Raw genomic sequence first — 12,443 nt, forward strand, 5'->3', positions numbered from 1 at the left:
CACAGCGGCAGCCAGTGCGCCAGGTGCAGCGCGAACGTCCGACGTCTGGTCCTGCCCGGTAGACATTCGAACAGCTGCCATGTCGCGCGGAACGTTACCGTATTGCGATCAGATGACCACTTCGACGGCCTCGCCCGGCGGCCGGCCGGAGATCTTCTCGATCTCCAGGGCGTTCTGCAGGATCACCACGGCGGCCGCCTGGTCGACGACCGAGCGGCCCTTCTTGGAGCTGACGCCGGAGGCGCGCAGCCCCTGCGCGGCCGTGACGGTCGTCATCCGCTCGTCGACCAGCCGCACGGGCACCGGAGCGATCCGCCGGGCCATCTCCTTGGCGAAGGTGCGCACCTTGGCCGCGGCCGGCCCCTCTCCCCCCTTGAGGGAGCGGGGCAGACCGACGACGACCTCGACCGGCTCGTACTCCGCGACGATCGCCGCGAGCCGCTTGTGGGCCTGCGGGATGTCGCGTCCGGGGACGGTCTCGACCGGGGTGGCGAGGATCCCGTCGGGGTCGCACGACGCGACCCCGATCCGGGCGTCCCCGACGTCCACTGCAATACGCCTGCCTCGTCGCACGGTCAGGCCGCTTCCGCCACGAGGCGCTCGACGGCGGCCATGGCCTCGTCGACGGCCTCGGGGTTCTGACCGCCGCCCTGGGCGACGTCCGGCTTGCCGCCGCCACCGCCGCCGAGGGTCTTGGCGGCCGTGCGCACCAGGTCGCCGGCCTTCAGACCCCGCTCGCGGGCGGCCTCGTTGGTGGCGATGACGGTCAGCGGACGCCCGTTGACCACGGTGAACAGCGCCACGACGGCCGCACGGCCGCCCTGGATGCGGCCACGGACGTCCAGGACCAGCTTGCGCAGGTCGTCGGCGCCGGTGCCGTCCGGCACCCGGCCGATGGCCAGGGCGATGCCGTGGACGTCCTTGGCGCCCTCGGCGAGGCCGGCCGCGGCCTGCAGCACCTTCTCGGCGCGGTAGCGCTCGATCTCCTTCTCGGCGTCCTTGAGCTTGGCGAGCATGCCGGAGATCTTCTCCGGGAGCTCCTCCGGACGGCCCTTGACCAGCTCGGTGAGCTGGGCGACGACCGTGTGCTCCTTGGCCAGGAAGTTGTAGGCGTCGGCGCCGACCAGGGCCTCGACGCGGCGCACGCCGGAGCCGATCGAGGACTCGCCGAGCAGCTTCACCAGACCCAGCTGGGCGGTGTTGGCGACGTGCGTACCGCCGCACAGCTCCTTGGAGAAGTCGCCGATGGTCACGACGCGCACGCGCTCGCCGTACTTCTCGCCGAACTCGGCGATGGCGCCGGCCTTCTTGGCCTCGTCCAGGCTCATGACCTCGGCCTGGACCTCGAGTTCCCGGGAGAGGACCTCGTTGATCCGCTGCTCGACGTCCGTGAGGACCGAGCCCGGCACGGCGGCCGGCGAACCGAAGTCGAAGCGGAAGCGGCCGGGCGAGTTCTCCGAGCCGGCCTGGGCGGCCGTCGGGCCCAGCGCGTCACGCAGCGCCTGGTGGGTGAGGTGGGTGGCGCTGTGGGCGCGGGCGATGGCCCGGCGGCGCGTGACGTCGATGGAGGCGTGCGCGGAGGCGCCCACGGTGACCTCGCCGACCTGGACGACGCCCTTGTGGACGTTGACGCCCGGGACGGGCTTCTGCACGTCGCGGACCTCGATGACCGCGCCGTTGTCGAGCCGGATGCGGCCCTGGTCGGCGAGCTGGCCGCCGCCCTCGGCGTAGAAGGGGGTGCGGTCCAGGACGACCTCGACCTCGTCGCCCTCGGAGGCGGCCGGGGAGGACACGCCGTCGACGAGCAGGCCGACGATCGTGGCCTCGTTCTCGGTCAGCGCGTAGCCGGTGAAGTCGGTCTCGCCGGCGGTGTCGGCGACCTCGCGGTAGGCGGACAGGTCGGCGTGGCCGGTCTTCTTGGCCTTGGCGTCGGCCTTGGCGCGCTCCCGCTGCTCCTTCATCAGGCGGCGGAAGCCGTCCTCGTCCACGGACAGGCCCTGTTCGGCGGCCATCTCCAGGGTGAGGTCGATCGGGAAGCCCCAGGTGTCGTGGAGCAGGAACGCCTTGTCGCCGGCCAGGACGGTGCCGCCGGAGGCCTTGGTCTCGGCGACGGCGGTGTCGAGGATGTTGGTGCCGCCCTTGAGGGCCTTGAGGAAGGCGGCCTCCTCGGCGAGCGCGACGGTCTCGATGCGCCCCCGGTCGCTCAGCAGCTCGGGGTACTGCTGGCCCATCGTGCGGATGACGACGTCGAGCAGCTCGGCCACGACCGGGCCGGTGGCGCCGAGCAGGCGCATGTTGCGGATGGCGCGGCGCATGATGCGGCGCAGGACGTAGCCGCGGCCCTCGTTGCCGGGGGTGACGCCGTCGCCGATGAGCATCGTGGAGGTGCGCATGTGGTCGGCGACCACGCGCAGCGCGACGTCGGTGTTCTTGGCGGCGCCGTAGCGGACGCCGGTCAGCTCGGTGGCCTTGTCGATGACGACGCGCAGAGTGTCGGTCTCGTACATGTTCTGCACGCCCTGCAGGATCATCGCCAGGCGCTCGAGACCGAGGCCGGTGTCGATGTTCTGGCTGGGCAGGTCGCCGAGGATCGGGAAGTCTTCCTTCCCGTCGCCCGCGCCGCGCTCGTACTGCATGAAGACCAGGTTCCAGATCTCCACGTAGCGCTCGTCGTTGACGGCCGGGCCGCCCTCGATGCCGAACTCGGGGCCGCGGTCGTAGTTGATCTCGGAGCACGGTCCGCACGGGCCGGGGACGCCCATGGACCAGTAGTTCTCCTTCTTGCCCAGGCGCTGGATGCGCTGGGCGGGCACGCCGATCACGTCGCGCCAGATGCGCTCGGCCTCGTCGTCGTCGAGGTAGACGGTGATCCAGAGCTTCTCCGGCTCCAGGCCGTAGCCGCCGTCCGCCACGGGAGTCGTCAGCAGCTCCCAGGCGTACTTGATGGCGCCTTCCTTGAAGTAATCGCCGAAGGAGAAGTTGCCGCACATCTGGAAGAACGTGCCGTGGCGGGTGGTCTTGCCGACCTCTTCGATGTCCGGGGTGCGGACGCACTTCTGCACGCTGGTGGCGCGCGGGAAGGGCGGCTTGACCTCGCCGAGGAAGTAGGGCTTGAACGGGACCATGCCCGCGGGGACCAGCAGCAGCGTCGGGTCGTCCGCGATGAGCGACGCCGACGGCACGACGGTGTGCCCACGCTCCTCGAAGAAGCGCAGCCAGCGCCTGCGGATTTCAGCCGACTCCATCAGTGGTCCTCTTTCCGGGTGTACGAGTTGTAGGTGTGCTGCTGCTCGAGAGCGACGAGGCGGCGCTGCTCGGGGAGCGCACGGTGGTCGGGTGCGAGGGGTGCCGCGCTCAGGCCGAGCGCGTCCTTGAGCGCCGCCTCACGGTGCGCCATGCCCTCGCGCACGTCCAGGGCGAAGAGCTTGACCTTGCGGCCCGCGATGACGGCACGGTCGGCCGCCTGCAGGGCCAGGCTCTCGGGGGTGAGCTTGGCGAGCTTGCGGTTGACCTTGGTCGTGGCCCAGACACCGGCTGCGACACCGGTGGTGAACCAGAACGTGCGGCGGAACATTTCTGGGGTCAACCCTTCTTGCGGATGCGGCTGCCGGCGCGCCGGGCGGACGGGAGGTCCTTGCCGACGGCTCGGCCGACGAAAACGGTGCCGGTGCTCTGCCGCTCGGGCTCGGTCTTGCGGCCCATGGCGCGCCGCACGCCGTAGCCGAACGCGGCGACCTTGACCAGGGGCCCGCCGAAGGCGGTGGAGACGGTCGAGGACAGCGCGGAGGCGTTCGCGGTGACTTCCTGTACGTCCGCGGTGATCGAGTCGACGCGGGCGAGCTGGGTGTTCGCGGAGCGGACGGTCGCGGAGGCGTCGGCGAGGAGCGGTACGGCCTGCTCGGAGACGTCGGCGACCAGTTTGGTGGCCGCTTTCAGCGTCTGCGCCAGCCGCACCAGGACCAGGGCGATGAAGGACACGAGGATCGCCCAGAAGACGGCCACGAGGATCCCGGCCACCTCTCCACCGGACACGCTGCACCGCTCCCTAGCTGGTTCTCGTCGCTTGTCCGTACCTTCCCAGGTACAGGTACCGACCTTATCGCGCCGGGCCTGCGCGCCCGTACCGCATTACCGGTCCGTACGGCATGGATGTACGAGCGTACGGAGGGGGGAAACGCGCCAGCCCGCCGGCTCGCCGACCGCATGGGCCGGAGAGACGACGGGCTGGGCAGAAGGAGAGTTCCGCGTCCGGGTCAGCGGGCGTAGTACTCGACGACGAGCTGCTCGTCGCAGATCACGGGGATCTCCTTGCGGTTCGGGTCGCGGTCCAGGCGGAACGCCAGCGCCGGCAGGTTGACCTGCAGGTAGCGCGGGGTCTCGCCCTCACCGGCGTAGCCGCCGGCCATGGCGACCTGGAAGGGGTGCTTGGCACGGCTGCGCTCGCGGACCATCACGACGTCGTTCGGACGGACGCGGAAGGACGGCTTGTCGACCTTGCCACCGTTGACCTCGATGTGGCCGTGGACGACCATCTGGCGGGCCTGGTAGATGGTGCGGGCGATGCCCGAACGCAGGACCAGGGCGTCGAGGCGACGCTCGAGCTCGACGACCAGCGCCTCGCCCGTCTTGCCCTCGGCCTTCTTGGCGCGGTCGTAGGCACGCGCCATCTGGCGCTCGCTGATGTCGTACTGGGCGCGCAGACGCTGCTTCTCGAGCAGACGGACCTTGTAGTCCGAGTTCTGCTTGCGGCCACGGCCGTGCTCGCCCGGCGGGTAGGGGCGGGCCTCGAAGTACTTGACGGCCTTCGGCGTCAGCGCGATGCCGAGCGCACGAGACTTCTTGACCTTGGGACGCGACTGGTTAGGCACGTTCTCCAGACCTCCGTTGTAAGTTAGGTTAGGCTTACCTTACTCAAGGAGATCGCATGTCTCGCCCGGGGAACACCAGTCACATCACGGACAGCACGAAAGGATCCCCACAGGGATCCGACGCTCTCGAGGGCGTCGACGTGACGGAGGTCCGATCAGATCGTGGTCAGCCGCGTCCCAGCGGACTTGAAATCGCACGGATGCCGTCAGCAGCCGAGCGCACACGAACTCTCGTACAGAGTACATGCTCCGCGGTACTGCTGATTCCCGGGCTGAGCGGGACCTATCCCGACCAGCTGATGCCGGACGCCCGGACCGTGGGCCCCGACGGCGAGGTGTTCCTGGTGCTGCCCGCCGATTCCCCGGCCGTACGGGCCGCCACGCACGCCCAGGACGACGAGCTGTCGGCCGTGCTGGAGCTCACCGACGTGGCACCGGTCTCCGTGCCCAACCGTATCCGGGGCCGGGCCTGGCTGTCGGGCTGGCTCACCTGCGTCCCCGGGGTGGCCGAGCCGGGCCGGATGCTGCTGCGCCTGGAGCTGGGCGAGCTGAGCGTGGACGACCTGTGGGGCGCCGAGACCGTCGAGCCGGAACAGTTCACCAGCGCCCTCGCCGACCCCCTGGTGACGCACGAGGCGGAGCTGCTGCAGCACCTGGCCTCCGGCCACGGCGACCAGGTGCGCGGCCTGTGCACACTGCTCGGCGACCGCGAGAGCGCCGCGTGGGACGCCTACTCCTCGGCGGTGCCGGTGGCCCTGGACCGCTTCGGACTGCGGGTGCGCTTCACCCGCCGCCACGGCGGCGGCACGCCGGCGGACCGCTCCTTCGACGCGCGCTTCGAATTCCCCGAGCCGGTGCGGGACGTCATGGAGCTGCGCACCGAGATGCACCGCCTCTTCGAGGCGGCGGGCCACTGACCGGGGCCTGCGCCCCGCACCCCGGTCCCCGGACGCCGGACGGGCTGGATCCTCAGCCCTCCGGCTGCTCCCCCTTCAGACGCGACCGCACCCGCTCCACCACGTCCGCGTACCGCGCCTCCGCGCCGTAGCGCGTCGGCTCGTAGTACCGCTTGCCGTGGACGGAGTCCGGCGCGTACTGCTGCGCCGCGATGCCGCCCGGTACATCGTGCGGATAGACGTACCCCTGCCCGTGCCCCAGCTTCTGGGCGCCCTTGTAGTGGCTGTCCCGCAGATGCGCCGGCACCGGGCCGGCCAGGCCCGCGCGGACGTCCGCCAGGGCGGCGTCGATCGCCAGATACGCGGCGTTGGACTTCGGCGCCAGCGCCAGCGCCACCGCGACCTGGCTCAGCGTGATCCGCGCCTCGGGGAAGCCGATCATCGCCACGGCCTGCGCCCCGGCCACCGCCGTCTGCAGGGCCGTGGGATCGGCCAGGCCGACGTCCTCGCTCGCCGAGATCATCAGCCGGCGGGCGATGAAGCGCGGGTCCTCCCCCGCCTCGATCATCCGGGCCAGGTAGTGCAGCGTCGCGTCGACGTCGGAGCCGCGGATGGACTTGATGAGGGCGCTGGCGACGTCGTAGTGCTGGTCGCCGTCGCGGTCGTACTTCACCGCCGCCCGGTCGACGGCGCCCTCCAGCGTCTCCAGGGTGATCTCGTCCTCGCCCTTGGCGATGGCCGAGCCCGCCCCCGCCTCCAGCGCCGTCAGCGCGCGCCGGGCGTCGCCGCCCGCGATGCGCAGCAGATGCGCCTCCGCGTCCTCGGGCAGGGTCACCGCGCCGCCGAGCCCCCGCTCGTCGGTCAGCGCCCGGCGGATCAGGGCGCGCAGGTCGTCGTCGGTCAGCGCCTGCAGGGTCAGCAGCAGGGAACGGGACAGCAGCGGGGAGATGATCGAGAAGTAGGGGTTCTCCGTCGTGGCCGCGATGAGGGTGACCCAGCGGTTCTCGACGGCGGGCAGCAGGGAGTCCTGCTGGGCCTTGCTGAAGCGGTGGATCTCGTCCAGGAAGAGGACGGTCTCCTTGCCGTACCCGCCGGAGGCGCGGCGGGCGCCGTCGATGACGGCCCGTACCTCCTTGACGCCCGCGGTGATCGCCGACAGCTCGACGAAGCGCTTGTGGGTGGCCTGGCTGACCACATAGGCGAGCGTCGTCTTGCCGATGCCGGGCGGGCCCCAGAGGATCACCGAGGACGGTCCGGCGGGACCGCCGCTCCCCTCCCCCACCAGCCGGCGCAGGGGCGAGCCCGGCTTGAGCAGATGGCCCTGCCCGACGACCTCGTCGAGGGTGCGGGGGCGCATGCGGACGGCCAGCGGACTGCCTGCCGGGGCTTTCTCCTGGCGGTCCTCTGCGGCTGCGGTGAACAGGTCGGGCTCCACGCTCGAAACCCTATTCCACAGCACTGACAACGCCGCCGGACCGGAGGTCCGACGGCGTCGAAGGTGAGCGGAAGCGGAACGATCAGGCCGTGCCGCCGGTCCAGAACCACCACCACTTGGTGAGGATGAGCATCCCGATGATGCCGATCCACAGCACCGGCACCACCCAGTGGAACTCCAGCACCGCCTTCTTCAGCCCCTCCGGGGCCGGGATGAAGCCGTGGCGGAGGTTCTGCACGGTGACGTAGCAGAACATCACGATGGTGGCGACCCAGGCCAGGCAGCACCACAGGCACAGCGACCCGATCACGTACAGCGACTCGTACTGCAGCCACGTGACGAAGCCGACGCCGAAGAGGCAGCCGGCCTCCATGCCGAGCCAGTACCAGCGCGGGAGGCGGGACCCCGTGAGCAGGGCGAGCCCGATCGCGATGATCATGCCGTAGGCGACCAGGCCCAGCATCGGGTTGGGGAACCCGAAGGCCTTGGCCTGGTCGCTCGACATGATGTTGCCGCAGGAGACGATGGGGTTCAGGCTGCAGCCCGGCACGAAGTTCGGGTCCTCGAGCAGCTTGAACTTGTCGAGGGTGATGACCCAGGACGCCAGCAGCCCCATCGCTCCGGTGATCACCAGCAGCAGGGCGAACCCACGGCCGGCGCCCACCCCGCCGGTGGCCGGGCCGTCCCGCCCCGCGCCGTCGGTGGCGGAGCGGTCGAGTGCCGAAGTCGTCATAGCGCCGTCGATCCCATCAGTAGGTCGTTGTCGCCCATTCTGCACCAAGGGCCCGGCAATCAGCCTTGGGCCGAAAGGACTTCACTCACCACGGTGTCGAACGCGACGGCCTTCTGCTCACCGCTCTCCAGGTCCTTGAGCTGCACCACGCCCTCGGCCAGGTCCCGCTCGCCGGCGACGAGCGCGAAGCGCGCGCCGGAACGGTTGGCCGACTTCATGGCGTTCTTCAGGCCCTTGCCACCGAAGGCGAAGTCCGTCGCGACGCCGGCCCGGCGCAGCTCGGTCACCAGACCGAAGAGCACCCGGCGGGCCTCCTCGCCCAGCGGCACGGCGAAGACCTGGGTGGCAGCGGGCAGTTCGAGCTCGATGCCCTCGGCCTTCAGCGCCAGCACCGTGCGGTCGACGCCCAGCGCCCAGCCGACGGACGGCAGCGCGGGGCCGCCGATCATCTCGGACAGGCCGTCGTAGCGGCCGCCGCCGCCCACCGCGGACTGCGAGCCGAGGCCGTCGTGGACGAACTCGAAGGTGGTGCGGGTGTAGTAGTCCAGGCCGCGCACCAGCTTCTCGTCGTCCACGAAGGCGACGCCGGCCGCGGTCAGCAGCTCGCGCACCTGCTCGTGGTACTCCTTGCACGCCTCGCACAGGTGGTCGCGGAGCATGGGCGCGCCGACGAGCTGCTTCTGCACGGCCTCGCGCTTGTCGTCCAGGACGCGCAGCGGGTTGATCTCGATGCGGCGGCGGGTGTCCTCGTCGAGGTCCAGGCCGCGCAGGAAGCCCTGGAGGGCGTCCCGGTAGGCGGGGCGGCACTCCTTGTCGCCGAGCGAGTTCAGCAGCAGGCGGAAGTTCTTCAGGCCCAGCGACTTGTAGGCGTCGACGGCCAGGATGATCAGCTCGGCGTCCAGCGCCGGGTCCTCGGCGCCGATGGCCTCGGCGCCGACCTGCGAGAAGTGGCGGTAGCGGCCGGCCTGCGGGCGCTCGTAGCGGTAGTAGGAGCCGGAGTACCAGAGCTTGACGGGGAGGTTGCCGGCCTTGTGGAGGTTGGCCTCCAGCGCGGCGCGCAGCACGGAGGCGGTGCCCTCGGGGCGCAGGGCGAGCTGGTCGCCGCCGCGCGTGGTGAGGGTGTACATCTCCTTGGTCACGATGTCGGTGGACTCGCCGACGCCGCGGGAGAACAGCTCGACCTGCTCGAAGCCGGGGGTCTCGATGTAGCCGTAGCCGGCGCGCTTGAGGGGCGCGGAGATGGCCTCGCGCACTGCGAGGTAGACCGCCGAGTCGGGCGGGGTCAGGTCGTAGGTGCCCTTGGGGGCCTTGAAGGTGCTCACGAAACTCGTCACATTCCTCGTCGCGGAGCCGGGGTGTCGGCTCCAAGGCCGGCGGCCACTTCCCGCAGGTACGGGTTGGTGGCGCGCTCGTGGCCGATGGTCGTCTGGGGGCCGTGGCCGGACAGCACCACGGTCGAGTCGTCCAGGGGCAGGCACACTCGGGCCAGCGACTGGAGCATCTCGGCGTGGTCACCGCCGGGCAGGTCGGTGCGTCCGATGGAGCCGGCGAACAACAGGTCGCCCGAGAAGAACACCGACGGGACGTCGGAGCTCTCGGGCATCCGGAAGGTCACCGACCCCTTGGTATGGCCGGGCGCGTGCGCGACGGTGAACTGCATCCCCGCGAGGTCGAGGCGGCTGCCGTCGGACAGTTCCTTGACGTCGTCCGGCTCCCCCACCGTCAGCTGTCCCATGAGCTGCTGGCCGATGGAGCGGCCGAGCGCCTTCTCCGGGTCGCTCATCATGTAGCGGTCGGCGGGGTGGATCCAGGCCGGGACGTCATGGGCGCCGCACACCGGGACGACCGAGGCGACGTGGTCGATGTGGCCGTGGGTGAGGACGACGGCGACGGGCTTGAGCCGATGCTTCTTCAGTGCTTCCTCGACGCCCTGGGCCGCCTCGTGGCCCGGGTCGATGATCACGCACTCCTCGCCTGCGGCAGGGGCGACCAGGTAGCAGTTGGTCCCCCAGGCCCCGGCGGGGAACCCGGCAATCAGCACGTTCGTCCTTAAAGATCGATCGGCAATCGGTCGGCGGGAGTCCTGCGGAGAGCCCCCGGCGGAGGACACCCGACCGCCTCAGAGCCTACCGGCGGCACTCCTGCCGCCGCGAACCCGTATACGGTACGGGCACAATCGCGATATACCGCTCATGACATGCGACGAACGGCAGGAGAAGAGGACCCGGTGGTCAGTAACGAGCAGCGGCGGCGGCAGCTCGCCCGGGAGAAGTTCGAGCGGCAGCAGCAGCGCCGGGAGGCGGCGCGGCGCAAGGCCCGCCGCCGGAACGCGGTGATCGCCGCCGGTCTCGCCGTGGTGCTGGCCGCGGGCGCGACCGCGTACGCCACGGGCGTGCTCTCCGGCGACGACAAGGACAAGGTCGACACCGCGGCCGACAGCGCCCCGAGCCCCAAGAAGCCGGACCCCTGCGCCAAGCCGGCGCCGGGCTCCCCCTCGGCGAAGACATGGAAGTCGGAGCCGGAGATGAGCGTCGACAAGTCGGCGTCGTACACGATGGACCTCAAGACCACGTGCGGCTCGATCGACGTCAAGCTGGACGCGGCGAACGCTCCGCACACGGTCAACTCCTTCGAGTTCCTGGCGAAGGAAGGGTTCTTCGACCACAGCAAGTGCCACCGGCTGACCACCGCGGGGATCTACGTCCTGCAGTGCGGCGACCCCAAGGGCACCGGCCAGGGCGGCCCCGGTTACACGCTGCCGGACGAGAACCTCAAGGACTCCCGGCTCAAGGGGAACGTCTACCCGGCGGGCACGATCGCGATGGCCAACACCGGTCAGCCGCACACCGGGGGCAGCCAGTTCTTCCTCGTGTACCAGGACAGCCAGCTGCCGCCGCAGTACAGCCCCTTCGGCACCATCGGCGCCGAGGGCCTGAAGGTGCTGAAGAAGATCGCCGACACCGGCGAGCAGTCCGGCGCCGGCGACGGCGCCCCGAACGCGACCGTCGTGATCGACAAGGCGGCCGTGACCAAAAACTGACGCCCGGACGGCGAAATTTCGGTCGCGCGGGATACGGACAGCCGGGCCGCCGTTCGCCTATGTTGGCGTTGGTAGGGTGCCTGCTCCGACGGCTGTAAGCACCCGGATGATCAAGCCGTCGGACCGGCCAGGGCGCGGCCCTGCCCGGAACAACTGTGGACGATGCGCGGGCCGCACACCGGCCCGGCATCATGTGGAGGAGGCGCTGTGAGCAGCGACCCGTGGGGCCGCGTCGATGAGACGGGGACCGTGTACGTGCGTACCGCCGACGGAGAGCAGGTCGTCGGCTCGTGGCAGGCGGGGTCTCCCGAGGAGGCCCTGGCCTACTTCGAGCGCAAGTACGAGGGCCTGGTCGTGGAGATCGGCCTCCTCGAGCGGCGGGTCAGGACCACCGATCTGTCGGCCAAGGACGCGATGACCGCGATCGATCACCTGCGCACCCAGGTCGACGAGCACCACGCCGTGGGCGACCTGGCCGCGCTGCGGGAGCGGCTGGACAAGCTGGTCTCCACCGTCGAGTCGCGCCGCGAGGAGCGCAAGGCGGCCAAGGCCAAGCAGTCCGAGGAGGCCCGTACGGCCAAGGAGGCGCTGGTCGCCGAGGCCGAGGAGCTGGCGGTGAGCGAGCAGTGGCGGTCGGCCGGCGAGCGGCTGCGTTCCCTGGTCGACACCTGGAAGGGTCTGCCCCGGCTGGACCGCAAGACGGACGACGAGCTGTGGCACCGCTTCTCGCACGCCCGCTCGGCGTTCTCCAAGCGGCGCAAGGCGCACTTCGCCTCGCTGGACGCGCAGCGCGAGGACGCCCGTAAGGCCAAGGAGAAGCTGGTCGCCGAGGCCGAGGCGCTCTCCGGGTCCACGGACTGGGGCCCGACGGCCGCGCGCTACCGCGACCTGATGACCGAGTGGAAGGCCGCCGGGCGCGCGCAGCGCGAGGCGGAGGACGAGCTGTGGGCCCGCTTCCGGGGCGCCCAGGACGTGTTCTTCCAGGCGCGCAGCGAGGTGTTCGCCGAGCGCGACGCCGAGCAGCAGGGCAACCTCACGCTCAAGGAAGAGCTGGTCATCGAGGCCGAGAAGCTGCTTCCGATCACGGACCTGAAGGGCGCGCGGGCGGCGTTCCGGTCGGTGAACGAGCGCTGGGAGGCCATTGGCCACGTGCCGCGCGACGCCCGGCCGAAGATCGAGGGCCGGATGCACGCGGTCGAGCGCGCCATCCAGGAGGCCGAGGAGGCCGAGTGGCGGCGTACGAACCCCGAGGCGCGCGCCCGTGCGGCCGGTCTGACGGGTCAGCTGCAGTCGGCCGTCGACAAGCTGCAGGAGCAGGTCGACAAGGCCCGTGCGGCGGGCAATGACGCCAAGGCCGACAAGCTCGCCAAGGAGCTCGAGGGCCGCAAGGCGCTGCTGGACCAGGCCCTGAAGGGTCTTGAGGAGTTCGGCGGCTGACGCACGACGCGGATACGACGTAAGGGGCTCCGGC

Annotated in this window: 12 protein-coding genes; 3 read left to right on the forward strand and 9 right to left on the reverse strand. The window is 70.8% G+C overall.

The genetic code is table 11. The features are described from left to right. Positions 1-108: 108 nt before the first annotated feature. The 5 genes from ruvX to rpsD all read right to left on the reverse strand — a co-directional run bounded on the left by ruvX (position 109) and on the right by rpsD (position 4,868). Positions 109-579 carry a Holliday junction resolvase RuvX gene (gene ruvX / locus ACIGXW_RS28470; protein WP_071966250.1) on the reverse strand — a complete coding sequence of 157 codons (471 nt, stop codon included), beginning with the start codon at positions 577-579 and terminating at the stop codon, positions 109-111. Further along, positions 576-3,245, reverse strand: coding sequence for an alanine--tRNA ligase (alaS, locus tag ACIGXW_RS28475; RefSeq protein WP_071966201.1), 2,670 nt, complete (start codon positions 3,243-3,245; stop codon positions 576-578). Before alaS ends, ruvX begins: the two co-directional genes overlap by 4 nt. Beyond that, positions 3,245-3,574 (reverse strand): DUF6167 family protein, encoded by a 330-nt coding sequence (locus ACIGXW_RS28480; protein WP_071966202.1) that lies wholly within the window; start codon positions 3,572-3,574, stop codon positions 3,245-3,247. Before ACIGXW_RS28480 ends, alaS begins: the two co-directional genes overlap by 1 nt. A gap of 8 nt (positions 3,575-3,582) precedes the next feature. Continuing rightward, positions 3,583-4,032: a DUF948 domain-containing protein gene (locus ACIGXW_RS28485; RefSeq protein ID WP_071966203.1), complete on the reverse strand. Its 450-nt coding sequence runs from the start codon at positions 4,030-4,032 to the stop codon at positions 3,583-3,585. Between the two features lie 221 nt (positions 4,033-4,253). After that, entirely contained in the window at positions 4,254-4,868 is a 615-nt protein-coding gene (rpsD, locus tag ACIGXW_RS28490; RefSeq protein WP_071966204.1) for a 30S ribosomal protein S4, read from the reverse strand. 200 nt (positions 4,869-5,068) lie between these two features. On the opposite strand from rpsD, the gene ACIGXW_RS28495 reads away from it, so the two are divergent. Beyond that, positions 5,069-5,785 (forward strand): DUF2470 domain-containing protein, encoded by a 717-nt coding sequence (locus tag ACIGXW_RS28495; RefSeq protein ID WP_071966207.1) that lies wholly within the window; start codon positions 5,069-5,071, stop codon positions 5,783-5,785. Positions 5,786-5,837: 52 nt separating this feature from the next. Here the strand turns inward: ACIGXW_RS28495 and ACIGXW_RS28500 are convergent, their stop codons facing one another. The 4 genes from ACIGXW_RS28500 to ACIGXW_RS28515 all read right to left on the reverse strand — a co-directional run bounded on the left by ACIGXW_RS28500 (position 5,838) and on the right by ACIGXW_RS28515 (position 9,973). Further along, positions 5,838-7,199, reverse strand: coding sequence for a replication-associated recombination protein A (locus tag ACIGXW_RS28500; protein WP_399575602.1), 1,362 nt, complete (start codon positions 7,197-7,199; stop codon positions 5,838-5,840). Positions 7,200-7,281: 82 nt separating this feature from the next. Beyond that, a complete protein-coding gene (locus ACIGXW_RS28505; RefSeq protein WP_399575603.1) occupies positions 7,282-7,932 on the reverse strand; it encodes a vitamin K epoxide reductase family protein in 651 nt (216 codons plus the stop codon). 59 nt (positions 7,933-7,991) lie between these two features. Next, positions 7,992-9,254, reverse strand: coding sequence for a histidine--tRNA ligase (hisS, locus tag ACIGXW_RS28510; protein ID WP_071966251.1), 1,263 nt, complete (start codon positions 9,252-9,254; stop codon positions 7,992-7,994). Positions 9,255-9,262: 8 nt separating this feature from the next. Continuing rightward, positions 9,263-9,973, reverse strand: a complete 711-nt coding sequence (locus ACIGXW_RS28515) for an MBL fold metallo-hydrolase (RefSeq protein WP_071966205.1) — start codon at positions 9,971-9,973, stop codon at positions 9,263-9,265. Positions 9,974-10,159: 186 nt separating this feature from the next. Between ACIGXW_RS28515 and ACIGXW_RS28520 the strand changes: the two genes are divergently transcribed. Beyond that, entirely contained in the window at positions 10,160-10,972 is an 813-nt protein-coding gene (locus ACIGXW_RS28520) for a peptidylprolyl isomerase (protein WP_071966206.1), read from the forward strand. A 207-nt stretch (positions 10,973-11,179) separates the two neighbouring features. After that, complete coding sequence (locus ACIGXW_RS28525; protein WP_399575604.1) at positions 11,180-12,409, forward strand: DUF349 domain-containing protein; 1,230 nt, start codon at positions 11,180-11,182, stop codon at positions 12,407-12,409. The last annotated feature ends 34 nt before the right edge of the window (positions 12,410-12,443 follow it).

Origin of the sequence: Streptomyces sp. NPDC053079 (assembly GCF_044546695.1) — a bacterium.
Classification (GTDB): Bacteria; Actinomycetota; Actinomycetes; order Streptomycetales; family Streptomycetaceae; genus Streptomyces.

Excerpts from the sequence above, each read along its gene's own strand:
- alaS (WP_071966201.1), bottom strand. The coding sequence starts at position 3,245 with ATGGAGTCGGCTGAAATCCGCAGGCGCTGGCTGCGCTTCTTCGAGGAG.
- ACIGXW_RS28480 (WP_071966202.1), bottom strand. The coding sequence starts at position 3,574 with ATGTTCCGCCGCACGTTCTGGTTCACCACCGGTGTCGCAGCCGGTGTC.
- ACIGXW_RS28495 (WP_071966207.1), top strand. The coding sequence starts at position 5,069 with ATGCCGTCAGCAGCCGAGCGCACACGAACTCTCGTACAGAGTACATGC.
- ACIGXW_RS28505 (WP_399575603.1), bottom strand. The coding sequence starts at position 7,932 with ATGACGACTTCGGCACTCGACCGCTCCGCCACCGACGGCGCGGGGCGG.